Genomic DNA, 17,505 nt, shown 5'->3' with positions numbered 1-17,505 from the left:
TAAATTATTTTGATTTAATAATTCTTAAAAGCTATCAACAAAAAAATAAGGCTTAGTTTGGCTATGTTGTGCTAATTGGTTGGCATGAGCTGCATGTGCAGGGTTAAAGTCAGTACCATAAAAATTGGCATCAGTACTTGCTGCATGTATGTTGATGCTGACACCTTGCCCAAAGCCAAGTTCACAATGTGTTTGATTTGTCTGAATATCTGGACTATCTATCCCATTTAAAAGTAAACAGAATTTTTGGAAGTTAGGGCTAAGATCACGATAATATCCATAGGTGTAATTGACTTCAGTTTGGTAGCCATTGGTCCATGTTGTTGTCATGTATTCATCCAAAATATAATTGTTGTTAAATAAAGCCATGTTTTTGATTGTACATATCATTTAACAAAAAAAGCCACCATAAAAATGGTGGCTTTTTAAACTTAATGTAAATTAGTTTAAATTATCAAGATACTTCTCAGCATCTAATGCTGCCATACAGCCTGAACCTGCTGAGGTAATCGCTTGACGATAGATACTATCAGCTACGTCACCAGCAGCAAAGACGCCTTCAATTGATGCTGCCGTTGCATTACCCGAAGTACCACTTTGAACTTGAATATAACCATCACGTAAGTTCAATTGACCTTCAAACATCTCTGTATTTGGTTTGTGTCCAATCGCAACAAATAGACCTTGTACTTGAACATCTTGTGTACTTGAATCCTGGGTAGATTTGATACGTACAGATGTTACACCAGTATTGTCACCGAGTACTTCATCTACCTGATGGTTCCAGATGATACTGATCTTGCCTTCTTTTTCTTTGGCAAATAAATGATCCTGTAAAATCTTCTCGGAACGCAGGCTGTCACGGCGGTGTACCAGTGTTACATGGGCCGCAATGTTTGAAAGATAAAGTGCTTCCTCAACCGCAGTGTTACCGCCACCCACAACCATGACATTCTGGTTTTTATAGAAGAAACCATCACAGGTTGCACAGGCGCTCACCCCTTTACCCATAAACGCAGCCTCAGATTCCAGACCCAGATATTGTGCAGTTGCACCAGTTGCAATAATCAGCGCATCACAGGTGTATTCTTCCATATCGCCTTTCAGCACAAATGGACGGGTTTTTAAATCGACTTCATTGATGTGGTCATAGACAATTTCTGTACCGAAACGTTCAGCGTGAGCTTGCATGCGTTCCATCAATACAGGACCAGTTAATCCCTCTGGGTCGCCTGGCCAGTTATCCACCTCAGTGGTCGTTGTTAACTGACCGCCAAGCTGCAAACCAGCAATCAGCGTTGGTTTGAGGTTGGCGCGTGCCGCATATACCGCCGCACTATAACCCGCAGGGCCAGAACCCAGAATAATCAACCGTGAGTGACGAGCGCTCATTAAAGAACATCCTTTTTATATTGAAAATGCTAAAATTATACGTGAATCCACAGGGGAGTGGCGTAAATCCATGAGGATAATATTGATAAACTCAATCGAATTGGGCTATATCATCAATAGGGCTGTTGATATTTCGCCAGTGCTTTACGATCAAGTCAACACGCCCACGATGTTAACAACAACAGTAAACAATCGTGCATCTTTTTTGTAAGAACGAGTGCATAATAGAGAGCGTATTGATTGAAGATTCTTGATGAGCTTCATTAATTCTAATGATAAATGAATTGGGTTACAGGATTGTATATGACTGCGGTGTCAAGTGTTTATGCACAACGCTTTTTAATGACATTATTTTTGATTTCTTTTGGCATTTACCTATTTCTTGCCACAGTGACCTATACACCATTTGATCCAGGATGGATGCATATTTCCAGTGATACCCAACAGGTTTCCAACGCCAGTGGTGTGGCAGGTGCATGGATTGCGGACTTGCTGTTTGGCTTTTTAGGCTGGGCCAGTTTGCTGATTCCGTTGTTCCTGTTTATGGAAGCGATTCAGGTCTGGTGGCCAAGAAGTTTTCTCAATCGTCCGTTTCGCTATGCCGCCCAGTTTTTCCTGATCTTATCATTTTCTAGCTTGTTGTATTTACATTGGAACACGCCAGCCGATACGTTAGAAAATGCGGCAGGCGGCATTATTGGCTATGAGCTGGGACAGAGCTTATCGCAGTTGCTGACGATTTATGGGGCAACCTTCTTCTTACTGGCATTTGGCATTGTATTGATTACTCTGGCATTTGGAATCCAGTGGGATAAAACTTGGGTCACTTTAAAGAAGACACCTGCTTATTTACAGGATTTATTTTACAAGAATGTACCACAGAACGAGTCCGCTTATGACTTGACTGAACAATTAGCCCAAGAAACTCCTGCCATTAAAAATAAAGTGCAAGCAGAAGCTACAGTTACCAGCACCCCTGAGATGAAAGCAGTTGATCTAGTACAAAATGATAAAACTGCTACAGCTAAAGTGGAAGATACACATCATCAACAGGTGGCAGAAAGATTATTTGCGGATGTGGTTGCGAAAGAGCAGCAAAGTGCTCAGTTAGAAGAAGCCGATGTCATTGAGGATTTTGAACAAACCTTACAAAAAGCACATCAATTGCAAGCGGAAAGCCAACGCCTGATTCAGACAGGTGAAGTGTGGCGTGCGTTGCAAAGTGACGAGGTTAGCCATAAACAGGAAATTGATGCGCTATTAAAGGCGGCCGATGATTCGCATCAGCCTGTGGTATCTGACGGCACGATGCAGTCTCAACCTATTGAGCCTACCCTGCAAAGAGAAAGCGGTAGCAATTTAGACTGGAATGATGACCAGATTTTTGATGAGTTGCTGGCTGCCGTTCCAAATAATAAAATTACGCCGCATACGCCGTTTACGCAAGATGTTCCAGCACATTCAAACTTTCATGAACAAGTGAATGTGGTGGAGTTTGAAGCCGATATAGAGGCATTGATCGCAGAATCGGCACAAACCATTGTAGTCCAGCCACATGCGTCTTCAGTTCAAAATGTTGTTCAGGAAGAGAAGCACAGTTCTACAAGTGAAGCGTTTGATGAGTTTAACGATCTTCTTGTTGATGAAGAGCAGGAAAATATAAGACCTCAAGCTTCAAGTTATGCTCAGTCCTCTGCTTTTGTAAAAGTGCCAATTGAGGTCGCCGCACCAAAAGAGACACTTTCCAAGGAAGCCTTTATTGAGGCCTGGCAGGAGACCGCAGGTAAGGCTGAACCTGATGCAGAACTGAATATTGAAGATGATTTTGATCTGGATGCGCCATTAACCGATTCGTTTGGTCGTCCAATGTCCCGTGCCATGCAGGTGGCGCAGAAACGCCGTGACTTGCCAACCTTACCAGGTCTGGAACTACTGGATGATGTTGATCCAAATAAAAAGGTGAACTTCACTGCTGAACAATTAGCCCGATTGTCAGAGCTTCTGGAAATCAAGCTACAGGAATTTAACGTTAAGGCACAGGTGGTGGAAGCCCAGCCAGGTCCAGTGGTCACACGTTTTGAACTTGATCTTGCACCAGGGGTCAAGGCATCCAAAGTCACCAATATTTCGCGTGACTTGGCGCGTTCTATGTCGATGGCTTCAGTACGTGTAGTTGAGGTGATTCCAGGGAAACCGTATATCGGCATTGAAGTACCGAACAGTAGCCGTGAAATGGTACGTTTGATCGAATTATTGGAAACACCAACGTATCGTGATCCCAATAATTTAATTAGTATGGCGATGGGTAAGGATATTTCTGGTAATCCTGTACTGACCGATTTAGCCAAGGCGCCACATATGCTGGTTGCGGGTACTACAGGTTCGGGTAAATCGGTTGCGGTCAACTCGATGATCCTTTCGATGTTGCTGAAATATACACCTGATCAGTTGCGCCTGATCCTGATTGACCCGAAACAGCTTGAATTGGCCAACTATAATGATATTCCACACTTGTTAACGCCTGTTGTGACTGACATGAAAGATGCTGTCAGTGCATTAAACTGGTGTGTGAATGAAATGGAACGCCGTTACAAACTAATGTCATTCCTAAAAATCCGTAAACTTAATGACTACAACCGCAAGGTGGAAGAGGCGATTGCCAATGGTGAGGACCTGATTGATCCAACCTGGAAAGCAAGTGATTCGGTTGTGGGGGAGCGCGCACCGCGATTGACCCCACTCCCTTCGATCGTCATCGTTGCCGATGAGTTTGCTGATATGATCATGCAGGTCGGTAAAAAAGCTGAAGAGATGATTACCCGTTTGGCACAGAAATCCCGTGCGGCAGGCATTCATTTACTACTTGCGACACAGCGCCCCTCTGTAGATGTGATTACAGGCCTGATTAAGGCCAATATCCCAACCCGTGTGGCACTGCGTGTCAACAGTAAAATTGACTCCCGTACCATTCTGGATGCGGGTGGGGCAGAAGATCTGCTTGGTCATGGTGATATGCTGTTCCTTGGACCTGGGAAGATTGAACCTGAACGTGTACATGGTGCATTTATCAGTGATGATGAGGTCAACCGTATCTGTGATGCTTGGCGTGAACGTGGTGAGCCTGATTATGTTGATGAAATCCTGACCCCATTTGACGAAGAGCCAACATCCCGTGGTTTTGAGGATGGAGAGGGTGATCCAAGTCGGGATGCATTATATGATCAGTGTGTATCTTTTGTACTGGAAACCCGTAAAGTATCTACTTCATCTATCCAGCGTAAATTTAGTCTGGGCTATAACCGTGCTGCCCGTATTGTTGATCAAATGGAAGAAAATGGGATTGTCAGTGCAATGGGAGCAAATGGCAAACGGGATATTCTGGTTTAACGATCATATTGCATTAACCAAGCCTCTATTCTGAGGCTTTGTCGTTTTTATTTTCTTGTTTTTATATGGTAATAATCACGTTTTTTATTTAAGCTAAACCTTTAAGGTTTTAACACTGGGTTTGGCTATGTGGGTTGCATTATGTACGCTCATCTTTATTCATTTTTGTGCATTGATTACCCCTGGTCCAGATTTTTTCTTAGTTTCCCAAACTGCAATTAGTCGCTCCCGCAAAGATGCGGTATTGGTGGTACTCGGTATTTGTTTGGGTGCGATGTTGTGGTCTTTATTGGCACTCATGGGGCTGAATATTATTTTTGAAAAGATGGCATGGCTAAAGCAGGGCCTTTTAATTGCAGGTGGCCTGTATTTATGCTGGCTCGGTTTCCAGATGCTACGCTCAGCCTTTTCAAAGGGTGATGAAACAGTAAAACAGATGGCCCTACCTCAATCACCTTATCTATTCTTTATGAAAGGTCTGCTCACCAACCTGTCGAATCCCAAGGCGATTATTTACTTTGGTAGTGTATTTTCACTGTTTTTAGCCAATCCTTTATTTGACCAGCATCATTCCCTGCTTTTTATTATTGTGTCAATTGAGACAGCCTTGTGGTTCTTATTGGTTGCCTTTGTTTTTTCCTTGCCCACATTTAGAACTGCATACCAAAACTTTGCCAAATGGATTGATGGCATTTCTGGTGGAATATTCACTTTATTGGGTGTTTATCTGATTGGCAATCGATAATAATAGATATAAAGAAAAAGCCTGCATGATGCAGGCTTTTTTTTATTAAGCGAATTTCGCTAAAACTTCCAGAAAACCCTCTTTTTGACGAGGATACTGTGCGATGACATCATGGATGCGCTGCCCCTCTGGATTGGTTGCATTCAGGTCACGGCCATCTGCCAGAAACTTGGTAATCAAACGCTCATAGTCATGTGGACGCATATGCTTGAATGCATGATAGAGCACATGGAAGTCAGCATTTACACCCGCTGGTGGAAGCTGGTTGAGGTAGGCAAACACACGCTCATCTGACCATTCTTCATTGAAAGTTGCTGGCTGTGATAATGCCATGACAATCTCCTCAGTTTTATAAAACAATAAAGGCAAAATCCTTGAAGTGGATGAAAGCAATGCTTTCCAAATCCACTCACGTATTCTGCCTTTATTTGCGAAAAATCGCTAATAGAAAAACTTCTATCGTTCTTCAGGTAAATTGATATTCATCTCAAGCATTTCGATATTTGCTTCTGAACGAACCTGCATTTGGATATGCTGTTCATCCACACCACGCACATAACGACTCACCACTTGCATGATTTCTTTCTTCATTTGATCAAGTTTGTCTTGCCCTAAACGGCGACCCAATCCCTGTTCAGATGCAACAATGACCTTTAAACGATCTTTAGCCGTTTGTGCACTTGATGGTTTTTCATCACCGCTAAACAGTTTACTCCAGAATCCTGCCATAATTACGCTCCAAATAGTCTAGCCAACCAACCTTTTGGCTGCACTGCAATGTGTCGATAAGGACGGTCTTCGCCAAGGAAACGAGCAACCAGATCATCATAGGCTTGTCCAGCCTTTGCTTCTGGATAAAGAATCACAGGTTTACCTTCGTTCGATGCCTGTAGCACGCTTGAACACTCTGGAATCACGCCTAAAGTTGGAACACGTAAAATATCTTTAGAAATATCATCAATGCTCAGCATTTCCTGTTTATCTGCACGTTCAGGGTTGAAACGTGTGATACAAAGGTGCTTACGGATACGGCCTTCATTTTGTTCAACTTTTCTGGTCTTGCTGTCCAGCATGCCAATGATACGGTCAGAGTCACGAACCGATGAAATCTCAGGGTTAGTGACAATGATGGCTTCATCCGCATGGTACATGGCTAGAATCGCACCACGTTCAATTCCAGCAGGAGAGTCACAGATAATGTAGTCAAATTCCTGTGAAAGCTCGTCGATGACGCGCGCTACACCTTCATCACTCAGCGCATCTTTATCACGCGTTTGTGATGCAGGCAAAATGAACAGGTTTTCAATGTCTTTATCACGGATCAGTGCTTGCTGCAGACGGGCTTCATTATTGATGACATTGACAAAGTCATAAACCACACGGCGTTCACAGCCCATAATCAAATCAAGGTTACGTAAACCCACATCGAAATCAATCACAACAGTTTTATGACCACGTAGGGCTAAACCTGTTGCAAAAGCTGCACTTGTTGTAGTTTTACCTACACCACCTTTGCCTGATGTTACGACAACAATTTTGGCCACCGAATCCACTCCTATTTATGGTCATACGCCCCTAAAAGGGCTTTTTGGTGCTTTTTTGACTTAATCAGTTAAGTTAAAACTGTAAGGGTTCAAATTCAAGCTCTTGCTTGTTATTTAAATAAATATGTACAGGTTTTTTGATCATATCTTTGGGGATATCATCCGCCACACAATAGGTTCCTGCAATCGAGATCAGTTCCGCTTCCAGAGAATTGCAGAAAATACGTGCTGAGCCATGTCCACCTGCGCCTGCAATGACTCTACCACGCGCATTTCCATAGATGTGAATATTTCCAGATGCAATCACTTCTGATCCACTATTCATGCCAGCATTCAGGATAATATCGCCCTGATCCTGTACCAAAGACTGACCTGTACGCAAAATCTCATCATGATATGAGGTGACATGGGTAACCGATGTGTTTTTTTGTGGTGTTTGTATTGCAGTGCTATCGACTGTTTTTTCAGGTGCATGGTCAACGACCTGCTCTTTAGAGGCCTTGATGCGTTGCAAGGGCTGATCGGTAGGCAAAACAGGGAACTGGATTGCGCGTGCCTCATCTCCCAGGATACCATCGATCACCGCCATTGGCTGTAAACCCAAATCAATTAACAGTTGGATCAGGGCAATCAGCTCTTGCTCGACGGTACTGTCAATAATGACTAAAGTCCCTAAATAAGAACCCTCATTGAGTGTGCTTGTCAGTTGCTGTCGGATTGCAGCATGGTCATTTGTGTCGAAAGTCAGTCGACTAAAATTCACCATTCTGCCCGTAATCCGTATATCAGCCATAATTTATCCTTCAGGGCTTTTTAAGCACTCTATTGTATAGGGTCTGTTGATATTTCAGCCATGCATTGCGTTATCGGCTAAAACGACATAAACAAGGCATGAAACGTAGGCAATGGCGATCCCCTTGTCAAGTTTCATAACGCAGTTTAGGGAAGTTTTAGCCATAACCCTGCGGGACAGGGACATTTTTTGCCGCTACGGCGTTATGTCTTATTTATTTAGAATGACTAAATTGCATAAGCCACGCCTTGTATCGTCTAAAAAATGTCCTCTGTCGCAATGAGAGCTGAAAGCTCGCAAGGTGAAATGTCAACAGACCCTAAGGGCAATGCCCTGCATATGTTGTAAATAAGAGCAAATGCTAGAACAAATTACAGTAATTCTCTAGCGTGATTGGTAAATTTTCTTGTCAACTTTCTGATTTTTTATCCAATTGATCGTATTCCTGCAAAGTTTGCTGCCATTGTTTGATCTTGACCTGCTTTCGTATTGCTTCAAGGCTTTCAAATACCACCGATTCCACCAGCTGTTCCAGATATTGGTTGTCAATGTTCAGTGCACTGACCTTTTCTGCGATAAGTTGATAGTTTTCATTGGGGCGATGTAGGGAACCTGCTGTAAATGGCTCAATTAAACCCGCACTGATATTCTCACCCAGACGTTGTCCAATACTCTGAATCTGCTGTTCAATCCGCCCCCCGACAATTGGAATCAAACGCAGCAGTTGTGTCAGCTCAGGTGTATCCTCAATCGCCTGATTAACGATGATACCCACTTTCTGAGTAATCACAGGCTGTTGCTGCTGTAATGCCTTGGCTAGCGATTCCTGTAGCATGGAGGAAAGCGTGATTGTAAACAATTCACGATGATGATCAACCAGGTCGTGGATAATCTTTTTGTGCGTGGAGCTGGTTTCAAGTTCGTGTCTTATACCATCAATCACGGTGATCACCACACGGTCAGACAGTTCTTCCATGATCACACTGTAATAAAACATCGCCTTAATGCGGATATTGTCTGGGATGACCTTGTAGCCAAGTTCATATAAACGGTAGGCGATGATACCTGCACGAAATAAGCGCAAAAAACGCAGGTGTGGAATAATGGCTAGGATTTCATACCAGTGGATAAAGGGAAAGAACCACCAGCGTGCATGATGTTTTTGCACAATTGAGAGTAGCCAGCGTACCGCCAGCTCAGTGATTAAAAAAATAATAAACCATGCTTCAGTGGTAATCACCCAGGGATGTAAATATGTACGATAGAACTCAAGGACACTGGGAAGATGGATAGTGTTGAAAAACCATTCCCCAATGTTGCTCATGAGGAAAAAGTTCATGCCCAGACAGAATAGATTGAAAACAATGATAAAGACCATGAAAATATCATAGGCGAGGAATAGTTTGAAAAACTTACTATTCGGATTCACATTATTATATTTAGGGTTTTGTCCTGAGTCCTGCTGGGTCATTTCTTGTTTAATCCCTAAAAAAATTATGGCTTATATTTGGATTTCATTGCAGTAATGAGTTGATCTTTTTCAGTCCAGACCTGATCCACCCATCTTTGGAAACGTTCCCGATAAACAGGATCATCTTGATAATTACCGCCAACCACCCAATTAGGAATGTCAATTTGACGCAAATCCACTGCAATGCGTGGAACATCGCCAAGCCAGAAATCCCCATAGTCTGGTACGCCGTCTGGATAGACAATAGTCATGTCAACCAGGGCATCAATCTTATCTCCCAGAATATTCAAGGCCAATGCCAGACCGCCTGCTTTAGGCTTGAGCAGGTTTTTATATGGGGATTGCTGCTGTGCATGTTTTTCTGGAGTGAAACGTGTACCTTCCAGATAGTTTAATAAGGTAAACGGCTGGCTCAACAATTGTTCACAGGCCTTACGTGCTTCTAACATATCGCGTGATTTCAGCTCAGGATTTTTTGCAATCTGTTCCTTGGTGTGGCGTTTCATCATCGGGAAACCCAGGATTTTAAATGCCTGACCCACAAACGGAATGAAAATAAGTTCCCATTTGGTAAAGAAACGGGTAAGGGGCATACGGCTTAAACCAAAATACTGGTTCACTGTGGTATCCACCCAGCTTTGATGGTTACAAATCATCATATAGCGGCCCTGTAGATTCAGGTCAAGCTTTTCATCAATGCTGATATCCCACTTTAGGTTTGGCAGCACCTTTTCAATCAGGTGGTTGTTTACACCAATCCAGCTATTGGCCAATTGAATATTGGTTTCGTCTATTTTTTTTGATTTTTTAAACAGCTTGGTAAAACCGAGTGCCAAAACAGGGGGACCATGTAAAAACGTGCTTCCTGTAATGACTGAACCAACTGTGAGTCCTTTACTGACTTTTTGCAATAAGGATGCTTTTTTATGGGCAGTAGACATAAATCTAACCTTGAGTGCAGAGATTTAAAAAGATGTTCCAACTATAAACAACGGAAATTGAAATACAATTGTATATTTGAAGATGTTGACATTTTTTATGGATTTACCCATTTTCTGCAATTTTAATCCACTTTATCATATGTGAAGCGCCAAGCATTTATAAAGTTCTTAAAAAACTTTTATTGAAACATATATCTCTTATTTTTAGAAATCCGATAAATTGAAAACAATGGAGAGAATATGAGGATTTTATGAAGTAAAATGCATCAAAATATTACAAAAAGATAAATAAATTGTTTATTATTAACAAAATATCAATGGTCTAGCTGAATTTTCTCATTCATTATTTGATCAGACAAAAATACATAGACAGGAGCTACGCAATGCGTGCATTAGTAATTTCAACACTGGTTGGGGCTGGATTGGTACTTTCTGGTTGCCAAACTACAGGTAATAACGTTGGTGGCGTAGAGTATGATAAAGCTGCCCTAGGTACAATAATTGGTGCTGCGGCAGGTTATGGCATATCTAAAGGTAATGCAAACAAGGCTTCACAAAACAACCGTGCGGCGGCGATTGGTGCGGTGCTTGGTGGCGCTGGTGGTTTGTATCTTGACAATAAAGAGAAAAAACTACGTCAACAAATGCAGGGTACTGGTGTAGAAGTGGGCCGTAATGCAGATGGTTCAGTTCAATTGATTATGCCTGGTAGCATTACATTTGACACCAACAAGTCAAACATTAAGCCAAACTTCTATGGTACCTTGAACAAAGTGGCGCAAACTTTGGCTGAAGATAACCAGAGTGCGATTCTTGTAACTGGTTATACAGACAATACAGGTAATGACTCAATCAACATTCCATTGTCTCAAGCGCGTGCTCAGTCAGTAAAAAGCTATTTGGCAAGTCAGGGTGTATCAGCGAGCCGTATCGATGCGCAAGGTTATGGTTCATCAAACCCAATTGCGGACAACAGCACTGCTTCTGGCCGTGAACAAAACCGTCGTGTTGAAATCAGCATTTATGCAAAACAGTAATCTTCTTTACTGATTTGTGGGAAACCAGCTTCGGCTGGTTTTTTATTGCCTAAAATTAGGGTGTTGGAACTTTTAATATAATTAGTGCGACGAGTGGCGACGTATGGGTTGAGCGAGGCATCATAATTTATACATATCCTGAGATTTAGGATTAGGATTCTAAAACGGAGATGTCTATACTTAGTCTCGCAAAATCGGGCTCAAAAATGAGGGGTATGTACAGATGTCGACTGGTAGTCAACTCAATGACAAGCAATATGAAGCCATGAAATATGTTCAAGGGCCTTTGTTGGTGCTTGCAGGAGCAGGTTCTGGTAAAACATCTGTGATTACCCAAAAAATTGCCTATTTGGTGAAGCAATGTGGGATACCTGCCTACCGTATTACCGCGATGACCTTTACCAATAAGGCCGCACGTGAGATGAAAGAGCGTGTGGGGAAACTACTTTCCCGTGAAGAGGCCAAAGGGCTTTCTGTCTCAACGTTTCATACCTTTGGTTTGAATTTATTACGTTTGGAACTTAAACATTTACCGCTTAAAAATAATTTTTCCATTTTAGATGCTGATGACTGCAAACGTATCCTGATGGACTTGATGCAGCGTGACAACCTGTCTGGTGCGGAGAGTAAGGAACTCATTGCCAAGGCAATGAAGAAGATTTCAGACTGGAAGAATGATCTCATCATCCCTGAACAGGCGCATTCTGTCTGTGAAACAGTTGAGGATGTTCAACTTGCCCATTTGTATCAACTCTATGAACGTAACCTACGTGCCTATAATGCGGTTGATTTCGATGACTTGATTGTGCTGCCAACCCGCTTGCTTCAGGAAAATGCTGAGGTGCGAGAAAAATGGCAAAACCGTGTCCGTTATTTATTGGTCGATGAATATCAGGATACCAACACCGCCCAATATACCCTGGTCAAGCTTCTGGTTGGAGTGATGGGGCAGTTCACCGCCGTTGGCGATGATGACCAGTCCATTTACGCATGGCGCGGTGCCAAGCCTGAAAATATGGCGTTGCTGAAAGAAGATTTTCATAACTTAAACGTGATCAAGCTGGAGCAAAACTATCGCTCCACCAGCCGTATCCTCAAAGCAGCCAATGCCGTGATTGGCAATAATCCCCATATCTTTGACAAGAAATTGTGGAGTGACAAGGGACATGGTGAAACCATTCGGATTATCACCTGTTTAAATGACGATGATGAAGCTGAACGGGTGGTGAAAGACCTGATTACGCATAAACTAATGAATGGCAAAAGCTGGAAAGACTACGCAATTTTATATCGTGGCAACTTTCAGGCACGGGTTCTGGAAACGCAACTGCGCCAAATGCAGATTCCTTATAAACTATCAGGTGGTCAATCATTCTTTGCTCGTGCCGAGATTAAGGATGTGATGAGCTATTTACGCTTAATTATCAATCCAGAAGATGACAGTGCATTCTTGCGTATTATTAATACGCCAAAACGAGCCATTGGTCCTGTGACATTGGAAAAACTTGGCTTGTTTGCGCAGGAAAATACCTTGTCATTGCTTACTGCTTCATCAGACCAGCGTTTAGCTATGGTATTGCCAAAAAAAGCAGCCACACAATTACATGAGTTTGCCGAATTTATTGCCACTTTTACCCGTGAATTACTGGATGATGATACGCCTGTGCCTAAGGTTCGTCAGATGATTATGGAAGCGGGTTATATCGACTATGTCCGTGAACAGGCTGCGACTCCAGCACAGGAAAAAACCAAACTCGACAATATCGAGAGTCTATATACCAGTATTCAAAATCTAATTAATCGCACTGATGATGTTGATGAGAAAAATATTGAAAGCGTGATTCGCAAGCTGGTGCTGCTGGATATGCTGGAGCAGCAACAGGAAGAAGAAGACACGGATAAGGTGAATTTGTTGACATTACATGCAGCGAAAGGGCTGGAATTTCCGTATGTGTACATGATTGGGCTAGAAGAAGAACTATTACCACATAAAAACTCGATTGCGGCTGAAACGATTGAGGAAGAACGCCGTTTAATGTATGTAGGAATTACCCGTGCGCGTCAGGGTCTAACCCTGACTTTGGCTGAGCAACGCAAGAATGGTGGGCAGATGCGTCAAATGACCCCAAGCCGTTTTCTGGATGAATTGCCACAGGATGAACTGGAGTGGCATGGTCGTAAAAAGAAACTTGCCCCGAATGTTGATCCGAAAGAACAGGCTCAACAGCATCTCGCCAATTTAAGAGCTTTATTGAAACGTTAATAAATCATCAGTAGGAATTTGTCATGAAAGTTCAGGTTAAAGTATTAGATGCCCGTTTAGGTCAGGAGTGGGCAATGCCTGCCTATGCAACTACAGGTTCAGCAGGTCTGGATTTACGTGCCTGTTTAGATGAAGCGATTGAGATTGCAGCGGGTGAAACCGTCCTGGTCAAAACTGGTCTGGCCATTTATATTGAAGATCCAAACTTTGCGGGCTTGATCTTACCACGTTCGGGTTTGGGACATAAGCATGGCATCGTATTGGGTAATTTAGTGGGTTTAATTGACTCGGATTATCAAGGTGAGTTGATGGTTTCTGTGTGGAACCGTGGACAAAACACTTTCCGTCTGGAACCAGGTGAACGTTTGGCACAATATGTTTTAGTGCCTGTGGTACAGGCAGAGTTTGAACAAGTGGAAGAATTTGTTGCAACTGGGCGTGGTGCAGGTGGTTTTGGACATACTGGGAAACAGTAAGTTTTTCGTTAATTATCACTTTAAATGCAATGTTTTGCTTAAAAACGTTGCATTTTTCATATTGCTTGTTCCTTAAAATTAGATTAAAAAGCAGCTGATTCATTATTTTAATTTTTCTGAATAAGGACTACTCATTTACTTAATAGTCTATATTTTTTAATTATTCTTAAATGTTGAGAATAGAGGGCTTGCTGTGAATATACAACAAACGTTTCCTCTGAATATTTTTCGTGCTTATGATATTCGCGGAAAACTTTCAAATCTTACCCCAGATATTATATGTTCCATTGCATATGCTTTAGCCCAACAATATAAATATGCTGAGCAGACTCAAATTGTGATTGGCTATGACGCACGTTTAACCAGCCCAAGCTATGCCAATATCATTCAAAAAATATTAGAGCAACAAGGCTTGAACGTGACCAATATCGGTTGCTGTTCATCGCCGATGATGTACTACATTGCCCGTGATTTTGGTGGGAATGGCATTATGGTGACTGCCAGCCATAATCCCAAATCGGATAATGGCATCAAGTGGATTCTAAAGGGTGAACCACCAAGTCCAGAAACCATTCAACAGGTGGGGCATTTGGCCCAAGTCTCTTTGCCCACGAATGGTGATCTTCATGTAGAGACTGTTTTTCACCAGTTTAATCCGCAACATTGTATGCAATATCAGCAATCACTACTGAATGATATTCAGTTGCTGCGCCCCTTAAAAATTGTTCTGGATGGCTTACATGGTTCAGCAGGACACTGTGCCAAACAGGTCTTGCAGAATTTGGGCTGTGAAGTCATTGCATTGCGTTGTGAGGCGAATGGCCATTTCCCAGACCATGCACCCGATCCATCCCATGCTGCCCATTTGCAGCAATTGCAGGCCACGATTATTGCTGAAAAAGCGGATATGGGCATTGCACTTGATGGGGATGGTGATCGGGTCGTATTGCTGGATGAACAGGCACATATTATTAGTCCTGACCGCCTCATCTCTTTATTTGCGCAAATATGCTTACAACAACATCCGCATAAAGAAATCGTATTTGATGTGAAATGCTCTCGGATGGTTGCTGATACGGTGGGGCAACTTGATGGTCAGGCCAAAATGATCCGTACGGGCAGCAGTTTCCTGCGTGCCTATTTGTCCAAATCACAAGGTACAGCCGTATTTGGTGGTGAATATGCAGGCCACTATGTATTTAATGATGGACGTGGCTTTGGCTACGATGATGGCTTGTATGCCGCATTACGAGTGATGGAATACCTCACTCAGTCCAATGCTCAAAGTCTGTCTGAATTGCTTAGTATTTATCCTGAACGATATTGTACCGAAGATACCTATATCAGTACGCATGAGGTCAATCCTAAACAGGTTTTGGATGAGATTGAGCTGCTAAGCCATCATTTAGGCGCTCGTTTAAGTAAAATTGATGGGGTAAGGCTTGATTTTGACGATGGTTTTGGCATTATTCGAGCATCCAACACAGGTGAATACTTCACTGTCCGCTTTGATGCAGATCATCCAGATCGGTTAACTGAGATTCGCCAAAAATTTGTTTCTATGCTGCAACATCAATATCCACAAATTGCACAAGAACTTGCACAGGCTTAATAAGGAGAGGGCGCATGCCACACGAGCATATCGGCATTGATAAAGCAAAAATTTTGATTGAAGCTTTGCCGTATATTCAGCGTTTTGCAGGAAAAACGCTGGTGGTCAAATATGGTGGCAATGCCATGACTGATCCAGAGCTGGAAAGTTCGTTTGCTCGTGACATCGTGTTGTTGAAAACAGTGGGTTTAAATCCAATAGTGGTCCATGGTGGCGGTCCACAGGTCGATTCATTGTTGAAGCGTCTTGGACAGGAATCTGACCGTATTGATGGGATGCGTGTGACTGATGCCGCCACCATGGAAGTGGTTGAAATGGTGCTGGGTGGTAGCGTCAATAAGTCCATTGTCAACCTGATCAACCAGCATGGTGGCCGTGCCATTGGTTTAACAGGTAAAGATGGTAACTTGCTGCGTGCCCGTAAATTACTGATGGAAAAACAGGAAGCCGACGGTTCAGTCACTCAAATTGATTTGGGGATGGTGGGTGAAGTCACAGGTGTTAAAACAGATGTACTGGAAATGTTTACCCAAGGTGACTTTATTCCAGTGATTGCGCCTTTGGGTGTGGATGAAGAGGGCAATACCTATAACATCAATGCAGACTTGGTGGCAGGCAAGGTTGCGGAAGCCCTAGGTGCTGAAAAATTGATTTTATTGACCAATATCACAGGGGTATTGGATGAGAATAAAAACCTGTTGACTGGACTGAGCACGCAGGAAGTTGATCGCCTGATTGAGACTGGTGTGATCTATGGTGGTATGATTCCTAAAGTGGGTTGTGCACTGGATGCGGTGAAAGGTGGTGTAGTCAGCGCACACATCGTTGATGGTCGTGTACCACATGCCACCTTATTGGAAATCTTTACCGATCATGGGGTTGGAACATTGATTACCAATCGAGCAAAACACTAGGATTTTGCAAATAAAAAGAGACCTCATACAGGTCTCTTTTTTCGTCATCATCTGTTCATGTTTTATTCATTGAAGTGTCATTGAAGCGATTTAAGGTAACTCTAGTCATAAGGAGCTTTCATTATGCTAGAAAAATTAAATCAGTATCGTCATACACTGACTTCACCTTTACGCCAGAAACCATCACAAAACCAGTTTCGTTTTGAGTGGGTGGATAATCTAAAAGAATTACAACAAGTACAACGCTTTAGGGCAGCACAGTTTAGCCACCAGTTTGGACTGTCCTTTGAGGATGGCCTGGATCAGGACCTTTATGATTTTGGCTGTGAACATGCGGTATTACGTGAAAAATGGACAGGTGAAATTGTTGCCTATACTCGCCTCAAGTTGTTTCAGGGGCATGAAATTGGGCAGAGCTACAGCGCTCAGGAATTTGAAATCATCCCTCATTTGTCCCATTTACCAAACGTTTTGGAAATTGGACGTACCTGTGTACATCCACAGTTTCGATCTGGCAAGGCATTATCCATGTTGTGGCTGAATCTTGCACCTAAAGTGCTCTGGTCGATGCGTGCCAAATATCTCATGGGTTGTGTCAGTATTCATCTGGAGGATAATCTGGCGCGTGCCTATTATACTCACCGCCAGCTTCAGCAGTTGGCGGATCATCAAAGCATTGACATCCGTTCCAAGCGTGCCTTTGAACCAGAACGTCCTGACTACAGCTTTCCGCAGGATGAAAAGATGCCTAAGCTATTTCAAACCTATTTGGGCATGCAGTCCAGACTCTCCAAACAAGCCTTTTATGATGAGGATTTTAAATGTCTGGATTATTTTGTATTTCTGGAAGTGAACAAGATCGCCACCTCATTTGTGATGAATAAAATGGCGCAACGGTAGGAATTATCACACTTCATCCAATAGTGCGCA

At 42.7% G+C, this 17,505-nt stretch carries 15 protein-coding genes and 1 pseudogene; 8 read left to right on the top strand and 8 right to left on the bottom strand.

The window, feature by feature from the left end:
* Positions 1–27: 27 nt before the first annotated feature.
* Together B4H32_RS01935 and trxB are read right to left on the bottom strand one after the other, a co-directional pair.
* Positions 28–330: pseudogene (locus tag B4H32_RS01935) on the bottom strand (methyltransferase regulatory domain protein); the annotation flags it as partial.
* Between the two features lie 111 nt (positions 331–441).
* Positions 442–1,392 (bottom strand): thioredoxin-disulfide reductase, encoded by a 951-nt coding sequence (trxB, locus tag B4H32_RS01930; protein WP_004682805.1) that lies wholly within the window; start codon positions 1,390–1,392, stop codon positions 442–444.
* 303 nt (positions 1,393–1,695) lie between these two features.
* Here trxB and B4H32_RS01925 point away from each other — a divergent pair, with 303 nt between their 5' ends.
* Both B4H32_RS01925 and rhtC read left to right on the top strand, forming a co-directional pair.
* Positions 1,696–4,779 (top strand): DNA translocase FtsK, encoded by a 3,084-nt coding sequence (locus B4H32_RS01925; RefSeq protein WP_005330189.1) that lies wholly within the window; start codon positions 1,696–1,698, stop codon positions 4,777–4,779.
* Between the two features lie 127 nt (positions 4,780–4,906).
* Entirely contained in the window at positions 4,907–5,524 is a 618-nt protein-coding gene (gene rhtC, locus B4H32_RS01920) for a threonine export protein RhtC (RefSeq protein ID WP_005330185.1), read from the top strand.
* 45 nt (positions 5,525–5,569) lie between these two features.
* Here the strand turns inward: rhtC and B4H32_RS01915 are convergent, their stop codons facing one another.
* The 6 genes from B4H32_RS01915 to B4H32_RS01890 all read right to left on the bottom strand — a co-directional run bounded on the left by B4H32_RS01915 (position 5,570) and on the right by B4H32_RS01890 (position 10,273).
* A complete protein-coding gene (locus B4H32_RS01915) occupies positions 5,570–5,857 on the bottom strand; it encodes a PA4642 family protein (RefSeq protein ID WP_004676583.1) in 288 nt (95 codons plus the stop codon).
* A 123-nt stretch (positions 5,858–5,980) separates the two neighbouring features.
* Positions 5,981–6,253 (bottom strand): cell division topological specificity factor MinE, encoded by a 273-nt coding sequence (gene minE, locus B4H32_RS01910; RefSeq protein WP_004676585.1) that lies wholly within the window; start codon positions 6,251–6,253, stop codon positions 5,981–5,983.
* 2 nt (positions 6,254–6,255) lie between these two features.
* The gene (minD, locus tag B4H32_RS01905) at positions 6,256–7,068 is read right to left on the bottom strand and encodes a septum site-determining protein MinD (RefSeq protein ID WP_005330179.1); all 813 of its coding nucleotides are present in this window, start codon (positions 7,066–7,068) and stop codon (positions 6,256–6,258) included.
* A 73-nt stretch (positions 7,069–7,141) separates the two neighbouring features.
* Positions 7,142–7,861: a septum site-determining protein MinC gene (minC, locus tag B4H32_RS01900; protein WP_004676589.1), complete on the bottom strand. Its 720-nt coding sequence runs from the start codon at positions 7,859–7,861 to the stop codon at positions 7,142–7,144.
* A 409-nt stretch (positions 7,862–8,270) separates the two neighbouring features.
* Positions 8,271–9,332 carry a preprotein translocase subunit SecA gene (locus tag B4H32_RS01895; protein ID WP_286799510.1) on the bottom strand — a complete coding sequence of 354 codons (1,062 nt, stop codon included), beginning with the start codon at positions 9,330–9,332 and terminating at the stop codon, positions 8,271–8,273.
* Between the two features lie 23 nt (positions 9,333–9,355).
* Complete coding sequence (locus B4H32_RS01890) at positions 9,356–10,273, bottom strand: acyltransferase (RefSeq protein WP_286799508.1); 918 nt, start codon at positions 10,271–10,273, stop codon at positions 9,356–9,358.
* 383 nt (positions 10,274–10,656) lie between these two features.
* Between B4H32_RS01890 and B4H32_RS01885 the strand changes: the two genes are divergently transcribed.
* The 6 genes from B4H32_RS01885 to B4H32_RS01860 all read left to right on the top strand — a co-directional run bounded on the left by B4H32_RS01885 (position 10,657) and on the right by B4H32_RS01860 (position 17,475).
* Complete coding sequence (locus B4H32_RS01885; RefSeq protein ID WP_286799502.1) at positions 10,657–11,310, top strand: OmpA family protein; 654 nt, start codon at positions 10,657–10,659, stop codon at positions 11,308–11,310.
* A gap of 223 nt (positions 11,311–11,533) precedes the next feature.
* Entirely contained in the window at positions 11,534–13,573 is a 2,040-nt protein-coding gene (locus B4H32_RS01880) for a UvrD-helicase domain-containing protein (protein ID WP_004761799.1), read from the top strand.
* Between the two features lie 23 nt (positions 13,574–13,596).
* Positions 13,597–14,049: a dUTP diphosphatase gene (dut, locus tag B4H32_RS01875; protein WP_004682795.1), complete on the top strand. Its 453-nt coding sequence runs from the start codon at positions 13,597–13,599 to the stop codon at positions 14,047–14,049.
* Between the two features lie 193 nt (positions 14,050–14,242).
* On the top strand, positions 14,243–15,661 hold the full coding sequence (locus B4H32_RS01870) for a phosphomannomutase/phosphoglucomutase (RefSeq protein WP_004757386.1): 1,419 nt from the start codon (positions 14,243–14,245) through the stop codon (positions 15,659–15,661).
* A gap of 14 nt (positions 15,662–15,675) precedes the next feature.
* Positions 15,676–16,575: an acetylglutamate kinase gene (gene argB, locus B4H32_RS01865; protein ID WP_004682793.1), complete on the top strand. Its 900-nt coding sequence runs from the start codon at positions 15,676–15,678 to the stop codon at positions 16,573–16,575.
* A 123-nt stretch (positions 16,576–16,698) separates the two neighbouring features.
* On the top strand, positions 16,699–17,475 hold the full coding sequence (locus tag B4H32_RS01860; protein ID WP_004757387.1) for a GNAT family N-acetyltransferase: 777 nt from the start codon (positions 16,699–16,701) through the stop codon (positions 17,473–17,475).
* Positions 17,476–17,505: the final 30 nt, after the last annotated feature.

The organism is Acinetobacter sp. UBA2063 (assembly GCF_002333245.1).
GTDB lineage: Bacteria > Pseudomonadota > Gammaproteobacteria > Pseudomonadales > Moraxellaceae > Acinetobacter > Acinetobacter parvus.
The sequence above is the reverse complement of the archived record's forward strand: the minus strand, read 5'-3'. Positions and strand labels throughout refer to the sequence as shown.

Coding starts and splice junctions, on each gene's coding strand:
- trxB (WP_004682805.1), bottom strand. CDS start 1,392: ATGAGCGCTCGTCACTCACGGTTGATTATTCTGGGTTCTGGCCCTGCG.
- B4H32_RS01925 (WP_005330189.1), top strand. CDS start 1,696: ATGACTGCGGTGTCAAGTGTTTATGCACAACGCTTTTTAATGACATTA.
- rhtC (WP_005330185.1), top strand. CDS start 4,907: ATGTGGGTTGCATTATGTACGCTCATCTTTATTCATTTTTGTGCATTG.
- B4H32_RS01915 (WP_004676583.1), bottom strand. CDS start 5,857: ATGGCATTATCACAGCCAGCAACTTTCAATGAAGAATGGTCAGATGAG.
- minE (WP_004676585.1), bottom strand. CDS start 6,253: ATGGCAGGATTCTGGAGTAAACTGTTTAGCGGTGATGAAAAACCATCA.
- minC (WP_004676589.1), bottom strand. CDS start 7,861: ATGGCTGATATACGGATTACGGGCAGAATGGTGAATTTTAGTCGACTG.
- B4H32_RS01895 (WP_286799510.1), bottom strand. CDS start 9,332: ATGACCCAGCAGGACTCAGGACAAAACCCTAAATATAATAATGTGAAT.
- B4H32_RS01890 (WP_286799508.1), bottom strand. CDS start 10,273: ATGTCTACTGCCCATAAAAAAGCATCCTTATTGCAAAAAGTCAGTAAA.
- B4H32_RS01885 (WP_286799502.1), top strand. CDS start 10,657: ATGCGTGCATTAGTAATTTCAACACTGGTTGGGGCTGGATTGGTACTT.
- B4H32_RS01880 (WP_004761799.1), top strand. CDS start 11,534: ATGTCGACTGGTAGTCAACTCAATGACAAGCAATATGAAGCCATGAAA.
- dut (WP_004682795.1), top strand. CDS start 13,597: ATGAAAGTTCAGGTTAAAGTATTAGATGCCCGTTTAGGTCAGGAGTGG.
- argB (WP_004682793.1), top strand. CDS start 15,676: ATGCCACACGAGCATATCGGCATTGATAAAGCAAAAATTTTGATTGAA.
- B4H32_RS01860 (WP_004757387.1), top strand. CDS start 16,699: ATGCTAGAAAAATTAAATCAGTATCGTCATACACTGACTTCACCTTTA.